This is a genomic window from Rheinheimera riviphila (assembly GCF_004005945.1).
Taxonomy (GTDB): Bacteria; Pseudomonadota; Gammaproteobacteria; order Enterobacterales; family Alteromonadaceae; genus Pararheinheimera; species Pararheinheimera riviphila.
Map to the genome: position 1 here is coordinate 14,474 of NZ_SACS01000002.1, position 15,500 is coordinate 29,973.

The window sequence follows — 15,500 nt, forward strand, 5'->3', positions numbered from 1 at the left end:
CTATCGACGCCCTATTCTGAGCTTTGTTGTCATTATACGTTGCTGCATAAACAGTCAACACCCAATGGATATACAGGCTACAGCGTGGTGTGGTTCAGCCCAATTTTTTTATCTATCGGTCGGTGAACTGATTTCGAACCCGCAACAGTATATATTTCACCAGTCTGGAATACAATTTATGTTTAATTTTGTTGAAGAAAATCCATAGCTGACACGGTAACTGATTTACTCCGAGTGGCAATACGACTAGAGTCGAATACTTATTATCCAGCTATTATCCGACAATTATCTATCTGAGCATTAAAATTGACTTTTAGGTCCCAGTTGCGGGTAGAATAAGAATTTCTACCGGTTAAACCAATAACAACACAGGAGAAATCCAATGGCTGATAAAAAAGCTGTCGTGCATATCGATGGCCTGGCGCCAATCGAGTTGCCAATTTATTCGGGCACGGCAGGCACAGATGTCATCGATGTACGCGCCTTGGGTCAACATGGCTACTTCACCTTCGATCCGGGCTTTATGTCGACAGGCTCTTGTGAATCAAAAATCACTTACATCGACGGCGACAACGGTATTTTATTACACCGTGGCTATCCGATTGAGCAGTTAGCCGTTGAGTCGGATTATCTGGAAACCTGTTATCTGTTACTGGAAGGTGAGCTGCCAACCAAAGCGCAATACGACAATTTCACCCACGTCATTACCCGTCACACCATGGTGCATGAGAAACTGGCGTCGTTTTTCCAGGGTTTCCGCGTTGATGCCCACCCAATGGCGATGCTTTGTGGTGTGGTTGGCGCGATGTCTTCGTTCTACCATTCTGACTTAAACGTCAACGATCCTGAGCAACGCAAACGCTCAGCACATCGCTTAATCGCTAAGCTGCCAACCATTGCGGCGATGGCGTATAAATACACTGTGGGTCAGCCATTTGTGTATCCGCGCAACGAATTAAGCTACGCCGAAAACTTCATGCATATGATGTTTTCGGTACCAGCCGAGCACTACGATGTGAGTCCGATTGTGGCCAAAGCCATGGACCGGATTTTCATGTTGCATGCCGATCACGAACAAAATGCTTCGACTTCAACCGTACGTTTAGCCGGTTCTTCTGGCGCCAATCCATACGCTTGTATCGCAGCCGGTATTGCCTCGTTATGGGGCCCGGCGCACGGCGGTGCTAACGAAGCTTGTTTAGTGATGTTGCAGGAAATCGGCACTGTTGATCGCATTCCGGAATTTGTCCGTCGTGCCAAAGATAAAAACGATTCTTTCCGCTTAATGGGCTTTGGTCACCGCGTGTATAAAAACTTTGACCCACGGGCCAAAGTGATGCGCGATACCTGTCATGAAGTGTTAAAAGAGCTGAATATCAAAGATCCACTGCTGGATGTGGCGATGGAGCTTGAGCGTATTGCGCTGGAAGACCCGTACTTCATCGAGAAAAAACTGTACCCGAACGTCGATTTCTACTCAGGAATTATCCTCAAAGCCATCGGCATTCCAACCAGCATGTTCACAGTAATTTTCGCGATGAGCCGTACTGTCGGCTGGATCTCGCACTGGGACGAAATGCTGTCGGACAAAGGCCACAAAATCGGCCGTCCACGTCAGCTGTACACGGGCTACAACACCCGCGACTTTATCAAAGTCGAAAACCGTTAATTCCGGTTTTATTTAAAAAGCGACTTCGGTCGCTTTTTTTACGTCCATGTTTTACGTCTATGGATTAGGCGCTTGCTGCGCCTGTTAAAAAAAGGCAAAATCGCGCCTTTATCGCTGCCCGGCAGGACCTTCTTTGAACTTTGATCTCGCGGCTTTTCGCGCCGAATTTGCTTTTTTTAACCAGCAGCCGGATTGGGTTTATCTGGATAACGCCGCGACGATGCACAAACCAGCAGCGGTTATTGCCGCTGAAACTGAGTTCTATCAGACATTTAACGCCAATGTTCATCGCGGAGCCCATCAACTTAGTCAACAAGCCACCCAATTGTTTGAACAAGCACGTGATACGGTCGCGGTATACCTGAACGCCAGCGGCAGAGAAGAAATTATCTGGTGTAGCGGCGCAACTAGCGCCTTGAATCAGCTGGCCTTTGGCTTGATGGGCACGGTGCTGCACCCTGGCGACAGAATACTGATTAGCGCACTAGAGCATCACGCCAATATCGTGCCCTGGCAGTTCCATTGTCAGCAACATGGTGTGCTGCTGGACGTGATCCCACTCGATGCCAATCAGCAACTGGATCAAGCCGAATATCAGCGTTTGCTGGCGCTGAAACCGAAAGTTGTGAGTATGGCGCAGGTATCTAACGTGCTGGGGCATATCCAGCCGGTGGCTGCCATGGTGCAACAAGCCAAAGCCGTTGGCGCTATCACCATCATTGACGGCGCCCAGGGCATTTTGTTGCAACAGCCTGATGTACAACAATTAGATTGCGATTTTTATGTGTTCTCCGGCCATAAAATTTATGGGCCGACCGGCATTGGCGTGCTTTTTGGGAAATGTTCAACACTCGAATTGCTGCGGCCTTTGCTTTATGGCGGCGAAATGATCCAGCAGGTCAGCTTTAGCGGCACCACTTTGAATCAGTTGCCCTACCGGCTGGAAGCTGGCACGCCGAATATTGCATCTGCCATTGGGCTTGCTGCGGCGCTTCGTTGGTTACAACAATGGGATCAAGGAGCTATCGCAGCACACAAACAGCAACTTTTGCAGCAGCTGTTTGATGGTTTGCAGCAATTTTCTGGAATCGAGTTGATATCACAGGTTCAAAACAACGCTGGCATTATCGCTTTTAATATCAAAGGCGAGCATCACAGCGATGTGGCGGCGCTGCTCGATCAACAACAAATTGCCGTGCGCGCGGGCACCCACTGCGCTATGCCGTTATTTACGGCGATCGGCAAAGCTGGCGCCGTCAGAATATCGTTGGCTGGGTATAATTCGCCGCAGGAGATTGACCGGACTTTAGTCGCAGTAAGCCAGGTGCTGGAGATTTTAAGCTGATGAGTGGTTTAACTTTATTGATGACTGAGACTGAGCAAGGCCTGCAGCAGATCAAACAGCAGCAGTTACCAACGCTCACCCAAACCACGGATTGGCAAAACAAATACCGGATGCTAATGCAGCTCGGCAAAGGTGTACCGGCTTTTGCTGCAGAATTGCAGCGGGAAGAATTTTTGATTACCGGTTGCGACAGTAAAGCCTGGTTACTGCACGAATATCACCAGCCAAGTGGTCGCCATTATTGGGCGTTTGACAGCGAAGCCCGCATTATCAAAGGCTTGGTACTGCTGGCTTTGTGTCAGCTCAATGGCTTAACCAATGTCGAACTTTCGCAAATCAACTTTTCACAGTTATTTGCACTGTCCGGTGTGCAGCAGAATTTAAGCCCATCAAGGCAAAATGGCTTGCATGCGGTGCTGAAAAAGCTGAGTCAGCAGGCAGGTTTAGCGCATTAGTTCGCAAGAATGGCAGCCGCTATCTAACCGGCAACTGCCACTTGCTGCGCTTTTTCCGCCAATTTTTTCAGCACCCGCGATACTGCGACAAAAGCAAAACTCGCCGTCACCACAGTCACAGCACCAAAACCACCGCTACAATCCAGTCGCATCGAGCCGCCCTCTTCCGGCCTTTGCATCTCTGGTTTTGCCTGACACACGCCGCCATCGGCCTTGGGGTAACTCAGCTGTTCAGTTGAGTACACCGCATCAATGCCAAACCGCCGCTTGACGTTGCGGCTGTAATTGTAATCCCGGCGCAGGTTATTGCGTACTTTGGCAAGCAGCGGATCGTTGATAGTCTGGGTTAAATCAGCCAGTTGAATTTGCGTAGGATCGGTTTGCCCGCCAGCACCACCGATGGTCACCAGTGGAATTTTATTGCGTTTACAATGCGCAATCAGCGAAGTTTTGGCTTTGATCGCGTCAATGGCATCAATCACGTAGCTAAATTCCGGTTTCATCAGCTCAAATAAATTATCGGCAGCGACAAAATCGGTCACCTGATGTACTTTGCAGGCCGGATTAATTTGTAAAATCCGCGCCGCCATCACCGCCACTTTATCCTGACCAATGCTGTCAGTCAGTGCATGAATTTGTCGGTTGACGTTCGAAATACAAACATCATCCAAGTCAATCAGCGTGATTTCACCAATTCCGGAACGCGCCAACGCCTCTGCCGCCCAGCTGCCAACACCGCCAATCCCAACGACACAAACATGAGCTTGCTGGAAAAATTCAAGCGCGCGAACGCCGTACAAACGGCCAATTCCGGCAAAACGTAATTGATAATCGGACATCAGTTTTTCCATTTAATAACAACAAGTTGCTGAGAGAGGGGGCGGAGCTAATTTATAGCTTTGGCCACGCCAACGACCAGGGCTCCAGCCAAGCACCCTGCAACTGTTGCTGTACGGCCTGACTTTGAAACAACAGGCCTGCCATAGGCGCCTGCCGGTATTGATAGAGCTGGCCTTGATAGTGAAAATTCAAAGCGTAAGCATGTAAATAAACCCGATCTGCCACTTCTGCCTGATACAGCTCATCACCCAAAATCGGTGCTGACACCGACTTAAGCGCAACCCGGATCTGATGGGTTTTACCGGTAAAAGGCTTAATCAGGTACAGACGACAACGTGGCGGTAATTCCGCAGCCTCATTAAAACCAAACGACAGAAAATAACTAATCGCCGGATTTTGCATGCTGCTTAATAACTTATAGGCACCACGACGGGCCGGTGCCATATCACCTTTGACCCAACCTTGTTTTTTCGCGACTTTGCCAGTACTGAGCGCCAGATAATATTTCTGAATTTGCTGTGTCGCAAAAAGCTCTGCAAGCGCGGCAGCAGCAGCCGAACTTTTGGCAAATAAAATTAACCCTGAAGTGACTTTATCCAGCCGGTGCACCGAAAAAAGCGGATAACCCAATTCAGCCGCAGCTTGCACCACTAAACCGGCGCCATCTTCAGAGTGAAAACTGATCCCGGGCGCTTTATCCAGCACCACAAAATCTGCAGTTTCGGCGAAAAGCTTAAAGACCGCAGCTTCCGGCATTTCCGAAGCTTGCAACACCAGAGGCTGCATCAAGCCTGAACCAAGGTTTTACCATGCAATACGGCATGGGCTAAATCGGCCGGTGTATCGACCCCCACCGGAGGTATTTCTAACGCATCAGCCACATGAATAGCTTCGCCTTGCCACAGAACCCGCAGCTGCTCCAGACACTCAATCTGCTCTAATGTGGAGACCGGCCAGCTGATGTAATCCTGAATAAAACCAGCACGATAGGCGTAAATGCCGATATGGCGGCGATAGTGCTGTGCTAAAGACGCGCTAAAGGCCTGATCCCGGTCAAACGGAATGGCGCTGCGACTAAAATACAGCGCGTAACCCTGATGATCGGTGACCACTTTCACCACATTCGGGTTGGCAATTTCGGCAATCGACGACAGTGGCACCGCCAACGTCGCCATCCGGGCTTTTTGCTGCGCGGCTAAATTGGCGGCGACCTGCCCAATAATCGAAGGTGGAATAAAGGGCTCGTCACCCTGCACGTTCACCACCACAGTATCTGAGGCCAATTGCAGCTTTTTCACGACTTCCGCTAAACGCTCGGTACCGGAATTATGACTTTCGCTGGTCATGATGACGTTCGCACCAAACTCCAGCGCGGCTTGTTCGACCCGGCTGTCGTCGGTGGCAATCACCACCTGACTGGCCCCACTTTGCATCGCCTGTTGCCACACCCATTGGATCATCGGTTTACCGGCAATATCTGCCAGCGGCTTGCCGGGCAATCGGGTACTGGCAAACCGGGCCGGAATAACAACTACGAAAGCCATGGTTCAATCTCTTGCAAAGACAATTCACGACTTTCTGAACTGAGCAGTACCGGAATATCCTGTTTTACCGGATAAGCTAAGCGGTCAAAAGTACAAATCAGTTGCTGATTTGGTTTATCCAGCTTCAGCCGGCCTTTACATAAAGGACACGCAATAATGTCCAGTAACGCAATATTAAACGCCATAACGACTCCTGATTTGTTGCAATTTATCGGCTATCTCATCGATAGCCGGTTGCGGTAAACGGGCGGTAACCGGCAAATAAAACCAGTCAGGACCAGCAAAAGCGCGGCATTTCACCGCGTCTTTTTCGGTCATTAAAATGGGGCCGGGCAAATCGGCAAAATCATCGGTGCTAAAAGCATAGTGATCGGCAAAAAAGTGCGCGCTGCTGCTGTGATAGCCCAATTGTGCCGCACTACGGGTAAATCTTCTTGGATTACCGATACCGCTGACCAGCGTCACTTGCGAGCCAGCCGCTAATTCTATAGTTTCGCTGCGTAAACTACGGGCGGGCTCCGCCTTTAAATCAAATGTCCAGTGCGCTAAGGCATTGGCGCTGCTATTGGCCAGCACTAAATCCGCTTGCCGTAAGCGCCATATATCTTCCCGCAGCGGCCCGGCAGGCAGTAACAAACCATTCCCCACACCACGACTGCCATCAAGCAGAATAATTTCCATATCGCGCACCAGCGCATAATGTTGCAGGCCATCGTCAGAAATAATGATATTGCAGCCAGAGCTGGCAAACAGCAGTTTTGCTGCGGCCACCCGGTCCGGGCACACGACCACCGGGCAACCGCTGCGACTGGCCAGTAAAAATGGCTCATCGCCGACCGTTGCCGGCGTATCGGTGTCCAGATTGATCAGCTTGGGAGCCGTTAACTTCACGCCATAACCGCGGCTGACGATGCCGGGTTTCAGCCCTTGCGCCTGCAGATATTCACAAAGCCATAGGGTAATGGGCGTTTTGCCGGTGCCACCAACAGTGATATTGCCCACCACAATCACTGGCACCGGCATCCGGTGGGATGCTTTAAAGCCGGCTTTAAATAACCAGCGCCGGGTTGCACTCAGGCCCGCAAAGATCAGACTAAAGGGTAATAATAGCCAACTCCAGCCCAATGGCTGATACCAGCTGCGTTCCAGCGAATTCATGCTGACTCGCCCGCAGATCCACTAAATGATTCACCAATCCCTTCACCAATCCCTTCGCCAAATTGCAGCCGGTACAAATTGGCGTAAGCGCCATTTTGCGCCAGCAACTCTTGATGATTGCCGCGCTCGATGATCCGTCCTTGCTCCATCACCAGGATCAGATCAGCTTGTTCAATCGTCGACAACCGATGCGCTATCACTAAGTTGGTGCGGTTTTTCAGTAGTTCATCCAGCGCCGCCTGAATTTTACGCTCCGATTCGGTATCCAGCGCTGAGGTCGCTTCATCCAACACTAAAATTGGCGATTGGCGTAACAAGGCGCGCGCGATGGCGATGCGCTGGCGCTGACCACCGGATAAAGTGACACCGTTTTCACCAATTTGAGTATCAAGCCCCAGCGGCATTTGCGCGGCGAATTCCATCACATGGGCTTTTTCCGCCACATCCAACAAGCGCTCGGCTGATAATTCGCCTTCAAAACCATAACTAATATTGTTGGCAATGCTGTCGTTAAACAGCACCACCTGCTGTGACACCACTGCAATCTGTTTGCGAAGTGAAGCCAGAGTGCAGTCTTTGGTGTTGATGCCATCAAGCAGAATTTCGCCCTGCTCAATTTCATAAAAACGGGGTAACAAACTGGAAATGGTGGTTTTGCCGCTGCCGGACTTGCCGACCAAAGCCACGGTTTGCCCGGCTTTGACGCTAAAATTGATGTCGGTTAGCACCTGCTTGTCATGGCCAGGGTAAGTGAAAGTAAGCTGTTTAAATTCGATATCACCCTGAATGCGAGGTAATTCGATAGTGCCATGATCCTGCTCAGTGTTTTCATCAAGTACACTAAACACTGTTGCTGCAGCAGCCATACCTTTTTGGAAATCGCTATTGACCGTGGTCAGTTGTTTTAACGGTTTGAGCAGTAACATCATTGAAGTGATAATTTCGGTAAATTTGCCCGGGGTCAGTGAATCAAGCATTTCCGGAAAACTGGCCAGATAAATCACAAAAGCCAGCGCAAAAGAAGCAATAAACTGGATCAAGGACACGCTCATCGCTCGGGTGGATTCAAGCTTGACATCCAAGCGGCGGTTTTTGTTGTTGATTGCCATAAAGCGCTGATTTTCAATCTCTTTGCCGCCAAAGGCTAAAATCACTTTATGACCATTGAGCATCTGCTCAGCACTGCCCGTCACTTCACCCATCGCACCTTGCATGTTGTTGCTGATCTGGCGAAAACGCTTCGATACCGCCGATACGATCACTGCAATAATCGGCGCAATCAGCAAAAAGATCGCTGCCAATTGCCAACTGTTATAAAACATGAGCCCGAGTAAACCGATGACAAAAGCACCTTCGTGGATCAACACCACCAGAGCTTTACTGGATGCTTGTTTAATTTGTTCGGCATCATAGGTAATGCGCGAAATCATTTCGCCGGTGGAATGTTTGTCGTGATAACTGACCGGCAACGCAATCATGTGGCTGAACAATTGTTGGCGTAAGTCTTTGACGATATGAGTACCCGCCCAGTTCAGACAATAACTGGCGGTAAAATGAAACACACCACGCAGTAAAAATAGCAACACCACAAAAAACGGCGCCATCGCCAGATAACTCATATCGCGCTGGGTGATGCCGCGGTCAATAAACTGATCAAATTCCGACAGGAAAAATACGTCCACTGACGCATAACCAATCATTCCGAGCACGGCGACAATAAAGCCGGTTCGATATGGCTTCAGATAGCTAAATAATCGTTTAAAAGTCGAAGTTGAACTCTGGATAAGTGCTGTCAAAATAGCGTCCTGACAATTGAAAACCCTGGCATTCTACCTTGTTGTGGTACGAGTTTCAGCATGCGTCGGCAGATTTTCGAGCCATTTCACCAACCTGCCATGCCGGACACTTTGTAAAATCAGCTGTTGATCAGAAAAAGTCAGGGTGATCGCGCCATATTCAGCGGTATTCCACAGTGGGATTTGTAACAAACCCAAGGTCGCCACCACGTCAGTTGCCGGATGCCGATACGGGTTTTGCCAACCGGCACTGTTCAGCGCCAGTGAAGGTTGTAGCTGCTGCAAAAATCGCAATGATGATGACGTCTGACTGCCGTGGTGCCCCAATAACAGTACATCAACGTTGAGCACCGGATAAAGCTTGAGCAGCTGTTGCTCAACTTCTTTGCTGGCATCGCCGGTCAGCAATATCTGCATCGTGCCGGTGCTAACCAACAATACACAAGAACCGTCATTTTTACTGCGTGCCACGCCATCGTTAGCTGGCCATAGTTGCTGCAGGCGAAACTGTTGCCACTGCCCCGGCAACTGGCGGCAATTTAACGCTGGATGCAACCGCGCAACATCAGAAACCCACTGCGCCTGAGGATAAGCTGCTTTCAATACCGACGGATCACCGGTGTGATCGCTGTCATCATGGCTCACCACGACATAATCGAGTTGCCGGATCCCGGCGTACCGTAAAAATGGTAACAATTGCTGTTTGGTGGCGCTGTAACTGCCGTAACGCGGCCCTAAATCATAAACAAAACCATGCTGACCCTGCTGCAACACCACAGCTGTGCCTTGCCCAACATCGATCAGATGCAGTTTTGGCGATATCGGCAACCAAAGTACAAGCACCAGTGGCACACTGCCGATGGCGGCCAGCGTCCAACCAAGCCTGCGCTTTGGCAACAAACAACAACTGGCAGTTACGACCAGCAATATCGCTATATATGGCGTTTGTTGCGGCAACGACCACCAGGCATCATGGGTCGCCGCATATTGCAGCCACCACCACAGGGGTTGATAGATCCAATCAATCCCCTGCCACAGCCACACCAGCGGCACAGTGCTGAGTTGTTGCAGTAAAAAAACTATCAGCAACAGCGGTATCGCCACCAAGCTACACCAGGGGACAAATAATAAGTTAGAAATCAGTGCCAGCGGTGCCACACCGTCGAAAATCAGCAGCCCGAGCGGCAGCATCAACAAACTAAACAGCAACTGATAACGCAAAAACGGCCAGATCAAGCTTTGCCACCAGCCAACCGTCGTGTGATTGCCAGGTAATAGCGGCGGATAACGCCAAGCCAGCAAAAATACCAAAGCTAAAGCACTGACCGATAACCAAAAACTCAGACTTAACAGCCAAAACGGCTGCCACAACAACAACCCTGCTGTCAGCACCAGACTAAAACGCCAGCCGCTGCAGCGCCGATGCCATAGTTTGAGCGCCACCAGGATCACCAGCGCCAGCATGGCGCGTAAAGTAGGAATAGCCCAACCCGCCAGCAGACAATACAACCATGCTGCCAATAAAGCGGTCAGCCAGCCCAGCACCTGCCGCTGTTTCGCCGAGAGCGGTAGTTGTCGCCACAGCGGCATTAACAACATCAGCCAGCCAAATACCAGCGCGATATGCATGCCGGAAATTGAAATTAAATGCGCCAGGCCCGTCGCCTGCAGCCCGTCCCAGGTGTCATCGCTAAATGGTCGTTCGCCCACTGTCAATGCGATCAGCAAAGGCATCGTTGGCAAATCCGCCAGCTGTTGTTGCAGTGTGTCATATACCTGCTGTCGCCACACGGCCGTGCCACCGAGATATTCAGCCGAGCCAACCTCACCCGCGCCAACGACTGCTCCTTGCAATAACACGCCTTGTACCAGCGCATTGGCTTCGCTGATCCCGCGCCCAGGGTTAGCCAATCCACGCACTGGACGCAACTTGAGCTGGAACTGCCAACGCTGGCCTTGCTTGGGTGAAATGGCCGTCTGCGGCCAGCGGATCTGCAGCAAACGCCCGGCAGCCAGTTGCGGTTTATGCTTTACAGTTTCATGGAGCTGTAATATAAACCTGCTGCCAATGTCATAGGATTGCGGGATGCTGACGATGGTGCCAGCCACGAATGTGGTATGCTCAACCAGCAATTGCTGACGGGCTTGGGCGTCAAGCTGATAATTCAGACTAAGACTTAACAAAAATGCGCTGATCCCGACCAGGTAAAATCGGCGCAGCAAAACGCCAGACAACAGCAGAAGCAGTGGCCAGAGTGGGTTTGGCACAGCAGGCAGCCATAATGATGCCAGCGCAGCCGTCAGAATGCCCAAACAAAAACGTTCCATGTTTAATTTTGGTTAATGAGTTGTAATGCCTAAGAACTTTATAAAAAAATACCTGCCAGATCCAGACTCGATTAAAAATCATCAGTCGATGAAAATTTTCGGCAAGTTTATTCATGACGGGAATTTGTGGCATTTACATCGTCGATCAGCGCGCGGCGCCTTTGCGGCCGGGCTGTTCGCGGCTTTAATGCCGATGCCGGGTCAAACGGTGTTGGCGGTCGCCCTTGCCATTTTATTTCGGGTCAATATTCCGGTTTCAGTCGCGTTATGCTGGGTCACCAACCCTTTTACCATGGCGCCGATTTTTTATATTTGTTACAACATAGGTATTATTGTGCTGGGGCATCCAGCGCAAGATGTTGAATTTCATGCAACTTTTGAATGGTTGATGGCCAGCATCAACACGGTTGGCAAACCGTTTTTAGTCGGCAGCCTGATTTTTGCCAGTGCCGTTTCAGCCTTGTCCTGGATGATTATTGATGGCTTGTGGCGGCTGAATATCAGCCGCGCCTGGAAAAAACGCCAACTGAAGCGCCAACGCCTGGACGAGTGATTAACACTGGCTTAGCTATTTGATTATCGTTGTTTGAATATAGTTGTTTGAATATAGTTGTTTGATTTATATGAGTAATATCCCCTATGTTCAGCGCCTGGTTACAGCGATTTAAACCCGACACTGAAAAGCTACGTGCACACAAATCTTTACAGATGCTGGGGCCGGCGCTGCATGATGCCAATTTATGGCACTTTAATCGCCGCTCTGCCCGCAATGCGGTCGCGGTTGGAATATTCTGCGCCTTCCTACCGATCCCGTTTCAAATGCTGGTTGCCGCCTTTCTGGCAATCAGCTGCCGCGCCTATTTACCCTTATCCATTGCATTGGTCTGGCTCAACAACCCACTGACCATCCCGGTGATCTTTTACTTATGTTATGTGCTTGGCAATGCTTTGCTGAATTTACCGGCGCAGGAATTTGTATTTGAACTCAGCTGGAGTTGGCTGGTAAAAAGTTTGCAGACGGTCGGCGTACCATTATTAACCGGCTGTCTGGTTGCTGGAGTGCTAAGCGCCATCGCTGGCGCCGTGTTGATGCATTTTGGCTGGCGTTTCCAAGTAGCCAGACGCTGGAAGCGCCGTCGGCTCAGTCGTGGACAGAGTTAACTCAGCGATATGCCGCAATTAACGTTGCCCCAGCACCAACGCCGGTTGCACTTTGGCCGCTTTAAATGCCGGATATAAAGTTGCTAGCAAACTCAGTGTTAATGCGACGCCTACGGTCAGCAGCACATCTGAAAAGTGAATTTCTGAAGGCAGGTAGTCGATAAAATAGATAGTTGGATCCAGCAGTTGCACGCCAAACACTTGATGCGCAAACTGGTACAAGGTCTCGATTTGCCAGGCCAGCAGCACGCCAACCACAGCCCCTACCACCGTACCTTTAATCCCATTGAGCCAACCCAGCCACATAAAAGCCTGGATCACCACCGCAGGTTTGGTGCCCATGGTGAGTAAGATGGCGATATCGCCTTCTTTTTCCCGCACCGCCATCACCAGCGTTGCCACAATATTAAAACAAGCCACCGCAATCACCAGCGCCAGTACCAGATACATGATGCTGCGCACCATTTGAATATCCTGATATAAATGGCCTTGGGTGCGAAACCAGTCCAGCATATACACCACATCCTGGGTTTGATTCCCCAGTTCGCGGGCGATATTGCCGGCGGCAAAAATATCGGCAATTTTAAACGCCAGTCCTTCGACATGCCCGGGCGCGATGGCCAACCATTCGCCAAGCGCCGTCATATCGACCCACACTTGTTGATAATCGAGCTGCCCGCCAATGCCGACAATAGCGACCACTTCTAAACTGACGTTTTTCTGGCTCGCGAGCTCACCTTGCTCTGACATCATCGGCAGCATCAACTGCACCGAATCGCCGACTTTGGCCTTTAACTCTTCAGCAATACCCTGCCCCAGCACGATCTGGTGGCTGGTAAGCGCGGATAAATCACCGGCACGGACAAAATTCTGCAGCTGGCTGATTTGATTCTCATAAGCCAGCTCAATCCCGCGCACAGCGGCGGCTTTGACCGAACTGCCCAGTCGCAACATACCTTCTGATTGAATAAAAGGGGCACCTGCCACCACGCCAGGTTGCTGACTGAGCTTTTGTAATTTTGGCTGCCAGTTGGCAATCGGCGCGTCATAAGCCTGCAACTCCACATGCGGGATCACTGACAGTAATTTGTTTTTTAGCGCCGCTTCAAAGCCATTCATCACCGACAACGCCAGCAATAAAATCGCCACACCAAGGCCAATGCCCCAGGTCGATGATGCCGAAATAAAGCGAATAAAAGCGCTGCTATTTTGGGTGTGGCGATAACGCCGCGCCAGTTGCCAGGATAAACTAGCCATGCAGGTCCCCTAAGCGTCCATCCTGCATCCACAGTTGTCGGTCAAGGCGTTTGGCCAGCATTCGATCATGCGTCACCACAATAAAACTGGTGCCAAGTTCTTGATTTAACTCACGCATCAGCTGATAAATGCTTTCCGCAGTTTGATGATCGAGGTTACCGGTAGGCTCGTCCGCCAGCACTAGTCCTGGCCGACCAACCATCGCCCGCGCTATCGCCACGCGCTGCCGCTCGCCACCACTGAGTTCACTCGGCCGGTGCGAAATACGATGGCCAAGGCCAACTCTTTGTAAAATATCAGTCGCTTGTTGATTGGCCTGTGCTTTGGCCTGACCGCGAATAAGTAGCGGCATCGCCACGTTTTCCAAAGCGGTAAAATCCATCAGCAAATGGTGGAACTGGTAGATAAACCCCAGCTGTTGATTGCGTAATGCTGCTTTTTCGACACCACTCAACAACGCCACATTTTGTCCGGCAAGCCAAAGTTCACCACTATCCTGCTGATCCAAAGTGCCCAGAATATGCAACAAGGTACTTTTACCCGAGCCGGAGCTGCCGACAATCGCCAACATTTGATGGCTTGGCACGTCCAGATTCACGTTATGCAATACCGGCGTCACATGACTGCCATCGCGGTAACTTTTACAAATATTGATTGCTCGCAACATTCAGTTGTTCATCCAGTAGTTCATGTAGTTTTTCACTCGTCACGTAAAATTTCAGCCGGCTCAATCTGCACCGCGCGCCAGGCTGGATACACGACAGCCGCAGCAGTAAGCGCCAAAGCCGCCAGCACTATCGACAGCACTTGCAAAGGCCGCACTTCGACCGGTAATTCGATACCCGGCAGCAGTTGTAAACCCAACATCGCTAATAGGGCATTGAGCTGATAACACAAGATCAAACCGACAATACCGCCGCTGACTGCACCAACTACACCATGGCTCATGCCTTGTACCGCAAACACCAGAAATAGCTGTCGGTTGGTCATGCCCTGAGTTTTTAAAATCGCTACTTCACGTTGTTTTTCGGTGACCATCATCACCAGCGCAGAAACGATATTAAAAGCTGCCACCGCGACAATCAGCATTAACATCAGCCACATCATGGCTTTTTCCATCGCCACCGCAGAAAACAACTTGCCATGAGTCTGCCGCCAATCAACAACTTTGGTCACACCGGCTACGCTTTCCAGCAATGGCGTCAACCTTGGTGAATCAAAGGGTTCGGCTAAACTGACCCGCCAGCTTTGCTGTGGCGCCGGGCTTAACCGTTGTAAATCTTCAAGGCGCAGCACGGCCACCACTTTGTCGACTTCGGAGCCACTTTGAAAAATTCCAGCGACCGTGAAGACCCGTTGTCTCGGCATCCAGCCCATCGGCGTGTAACTGCCGCCGGAGGGCAGCAATAATCGCACTTTCTGGCCAACTTCTACCCGCAATTTATCCGCCAGCGCCGAACCTAACATCACCTGATAACGGGCTGCGCCAAATTCCTGCCAATCGCCGATTTGCAATGAAGATTGTAAAAACTGCGGTAATTGGTTGACGTCAACACCTTGTAATAAGGTGCCGGACAGTTGTTTGCTGGATTGGATCAGGGCTTCGGTTTGTAAAAACGGACTGACCTGCAAAATGGTTGGATCTTGCTGTTGCAGCACTGCCGGCCAGTCTTGGCTGGTCTCGCCAGCAGCGACATTCTCGGTCGACACCACCAAATGCGGCAACACCCCGAGAATACGGCGTTTTAGATCGGCTTCAAAGCCGTTCATCACCGAACTGACCAAGGTTAATGCCATCACGCCAAGAAAGATCCCGGTGACGGAAAACAGCGTAATAAAGGATAAAAAGGCATGACCTTTACGACTTTGGCTATAACGTAAGCCGATGTACAGCGGAATGGGTAGTTGCATCCTTTTCTCAGGACTTCAGTGAATGATAATGATAAA

Annotated in this window: 15 protein-coding genes; 5 read left to right on the forward strand and 10 right to left on the reverse strand. The window is 50.5% G+C overall.

The window, feature by feature from the left end; translation table 11 throughout:
- Positions 1 to 382 precede the first annotated feature (382 nt).
- From EOE67_RS02490 to EOE67_RS02500, 3 genes are all read left to right on the forward strand, one after another.
- Positions 383 to 1,669, forward strand: coding sequence for a citrate synthase (locus EOE67_RS02490; protein ID WP_127697486.1), 1,287 nt, complete (start codon positions 383 to 385; stop codon positions 1,667 to 1,669).
- A gap of 133 nt (positions 1,670 to 1,802) precedes the next feature.
- On the forward strand, positions 1,803 to 3,014 hold the full coding sequence (locus EOE67_RS02495) for an aminotransferase class V-fold PLP-dependent enzyme (RefSeq protein WP_127697487.1): 1,212 nt from the start codon (positions 1,803 to 1,805) through the stop codon (positions 3,012 to 3,014).
- Complete coding sequence (locus tag EOE67_RS02500) at positions 3,014 to 3,469, forward strand: SufE family protein (RefSeq protein WP_127697488.1); 456 nt, start codon at positions 3,014 to 3,016, stop codon at positions 3,467 to 3,469. The genes EOE67_RS02495 and EOE67_RS02500 overlap by 1 nt, the downstream gene beginning before the upstream one ends.
- 23 nt (positions 3,470 to 3,492) lie before the next feature.
- Here the strand turns inward: EOE67_RS02500 and tcdA are convergent, their stop codons facing one another.
- Genes tcdA through EOE67_RS02535 form a run of 7 tightly spaced genes read right to left on the reverse strand, consistent with a single transcriptional unit; the run spans position 3,493 to position 11,135 of the window.
- Positions 3,493 to 4,308 carry a tRNA cyclic N6-threonylcarbamoyladenosine(37) synthase TcdA gene (gene tcdA, locus EOE67_RS02505; protein ID WP_127697489.1) on the reverse strand — a complete coding sequence of 272 codons (816 nt, stop codon included), beginning with the start codon at positions 4,306 to 4,308 and terminating at the stop codon, positions 3,493 to 3,495.
- Positions 4,309 to 4,360: 52 nt separating this feature from the next.
- On the reverse strand, positions 4,361 to 5,083 hold the full coding sequence (locus EOE67_RS02510) for a pseudouridine synthase (RefSeq protein WP_240652685.1): 723 nt from the start codon (positions 5,081 to 5,083) through the stop codon (positions 4,361 to 4,363).
- Between the two features lie 11 nt (positions 5,084 to 5,094).
- Positions 5,095 to 5,853: a 3-deoxy-manno-octulosonate cytidylyltransferase gene (gene kdsB, locus EOE67_RS02515; RefSeq protein ID WP_127697490.1), complete on the reverse strand. Its 759-nt coding sequence runs from the start codon at positions 5,851 to 5,853 to the stop codon at positions 5,095 to 5,097.
- Positions 5,841 to 6,038, reverse strand: a complete 198-nt coding sequence (locus tag EOE67_RS02520; protein WP_068063442.1) for a Trm112 family protein — start codon at positions 6,036 to 6,038, stop codon at positions 5,841 to 5,843. The genes kdsB and EOE67_RS02520 overlap by 13 nt, the downstream gene beginning before the upstream one ends.
- Positions 6,028 to 7,011: a tetraacyldisaccharide 4'-kinase gene (gene lpxK / locus EOE67_RS02525; protein ID WP_127697491.1), complete on the reverse strand. Its 984-nt coding sequence runs from the start codon at positions 7,009 to 7,011 to the stop codon at positions 6,028 to 6,030. The genes EOE67_RS02520 and lpxK overlap by 11 nt, the downstream gene beginning before the upstream one ends.
- Positions 7,008 to 8,807: a lipid A export permease/ATP-binding protein MsbA gene (gene msbA / locus EOE67_RS02530; protein WP_127697492.1), complete on the reverse strand. Its 1,800-nt coding sequence runs from the start codon at positions 8,805 to 8,807 to the stop codon at positions 7,008 to 7,010. The genes lpxK and msbA overlap by 4 nt, the downstream gene beginning before the upstream one ends.
- A 33-nt stretch (positions 8,808 to 8,840) precedes the next feature.
- The gene (locus EOE67_RS02535) at positions 8,841 to 11,135 is read right to left on the reverse strand and encodes a DNA internalization-related competence protein ComEC/Rec2 (RefSeq protein ID WP_127697493.1); all 2,295 of its coding nucleotides are present in this window, start codon (positions 11,133 to 11,135) and stop codon (positions 8,841 to 8,843) included.
- Positions 11,136 to 11,160: 25 nt separating this feature from the next.
- Here EOE67_RS02535 and EOE67_RS02540 point away from each other — a divergent pair, with 25 nt between their 5' ends.
- Both EOE67_RS02540 and EOE67_RS02545 read left to right on the forward strand, forming a co-directional pair.
- On the forward strand, positions 11,161 to 11,688 hold the full coding sequence (locus EOE67_RS02540; protein ID WP_127697494.1) for a DUF2062 domain-containing protein: 528 nt from the start codon (positions 11,161 to 11,163) through the stop codon (positions 11,686 to 11,688).
- Positions 11,689 to 11,774: 86 nt separating this feature from the next.
- The gene (locus EOE67_RS02545; protein WP_127697495.1) at positions 11,775 to 12,296 is read left to right on the forward strand and encodes a DUF2062 domain-containing protein; all 522 of its coding nucleotides are present in this window, start codon (positions 11,775 to 11,777) and stop codon (positions 12,294 to 12,296) included.
- An 18-nt stretch (positions 12,297 to 12,314) separates the two neighbouring features.
- On the opposite strand, the gene EOE67_RS02550 is transcribed toward EOE67_RS02545, so the two are convergent.
- From EOE67_RS02550 to EOE67_RS02560, 3 genes are read right to left on the reverse strand one after another with little or no spacing between them, the layout of a single operon-like run.
- The gene (locus EOE67_RS02550; RefSeq protein WP_127697496.1) at positions 12,315 to 13,553 is read right to left on the reverse strand and encodes a lipoprotein-releasing ABC transporter permease subunit; all 1,239 of its coding nucleotides are present in this window, start codon (positions 13,551 to 13,553) and stop codon (positions 12,315 to 12,317) included.
- Entirely contained in the window at positions 13,546 to 14,220 is a 675-nt protein-coding gene (gene lolD / locus EOE67_RS02555; protein WP_206099411.1) for a lipoprotein-releasing ABC transporter ATP-binding protein LolD, read from the reverse strand. Before lolD ends, EOE67_RS02550 begins: the two co-directional genes overlap by 8 nt.
- Before the next feature lie 32 nt (positions 14,221 to 14,252).
- A complete protein-coding gene (locus EOE67_RS02560; protein ID WP_127697497.1) occupies positions 14,253 to 15,464 on the reverse strand; it encodes a lipoprotein-releasing ABC transporter permease subunit in 1,212 nt (403 codons plus the stop codon).
- Between the last annotated feature and the right edge of the window lie 36 nt (positions 15,465 to 15,500).

Coding starts and splice junctions, on each gene's coding strand:
- EOE67_RS02490 (WP_127697486.1), top strand. CDS start 383: ATGGCTGATAAAAAAGCTGTCGTGCATATCGATGGCCTGGCGCCAATC.
- EOE67_RS02500 (WP_127697488.1), top strand. CDS start 3,014: ATGAGTGGTTTAACTTTATTGATGACTGAGACTGAGCAAGGCCTGCAG.
- tcdA (WP_127697489.1), bottom strand. CDS start 4,308: ATGTCCGATTATCAATTACGTTTTGCCGGAATTGGCCGTTTGTACGGC.
- kdsB (WP_127697490.1), bottom strand. CDS start 5,853: ATGGCTTTCGTAGTTGTTATTCCGGCCCGGTTTGCCAGTACCCGATTG.
- EOE67_RS02520 (WP_068063442.1), bottom strand. CDS start 6,038: ATGGCGTTTAATATTGCGTTACTGGACATTATTGCGTGTCCTTTATGT.
- lpxK (WP_127697491.1), bottom strand. CDS start 7,011: ATGAATTCGCTGGAACGCAGCTGGTATCAGCCATTGGGCTGGAGTTGG.
- EOE67_RS02535 (WP_127697493.1), bottom strand. CDS start 11,135: ATGGAACGTTTTTGTTTGGGCATTCTGACGGCTGCGCTGGCATCATTA.
- EOE67_RS02540 (WP_127697494.1), top strand. CDS start 11,161: ATGCCTAAGAACTTTATAAAAAAATACCTGCCAGATCCAGACTCGATT.
- EOE67_RS02545 (WP_127697495.1), top strand. CDS start 11,775: ATGTTCAGCGCCTGGTTACAGCGATTTAAACCCGACACTGAAAAGCTA.
- EOE67_RS02550 (WP_127697496.1), bottom strand. CDS start 13,553: ATGGCTAGTTTATCCTGGCAACTGGCGCGGCGTTATCGCCACACCCAA.
- lolD (WP_206099411.1), bottom strand. CDS start 14,220: ATGTTGCGAGCAATCAATATTTGTAAAAGTTACCGCGATGGCAGTCAT.
- EOE67_RS02560 (WP_127697497.1), bottom strand. CDS start 15,464: ATGCAACTACCCATTCCGCTGTACATCGGCTTACGTTATAGCCAAAGT.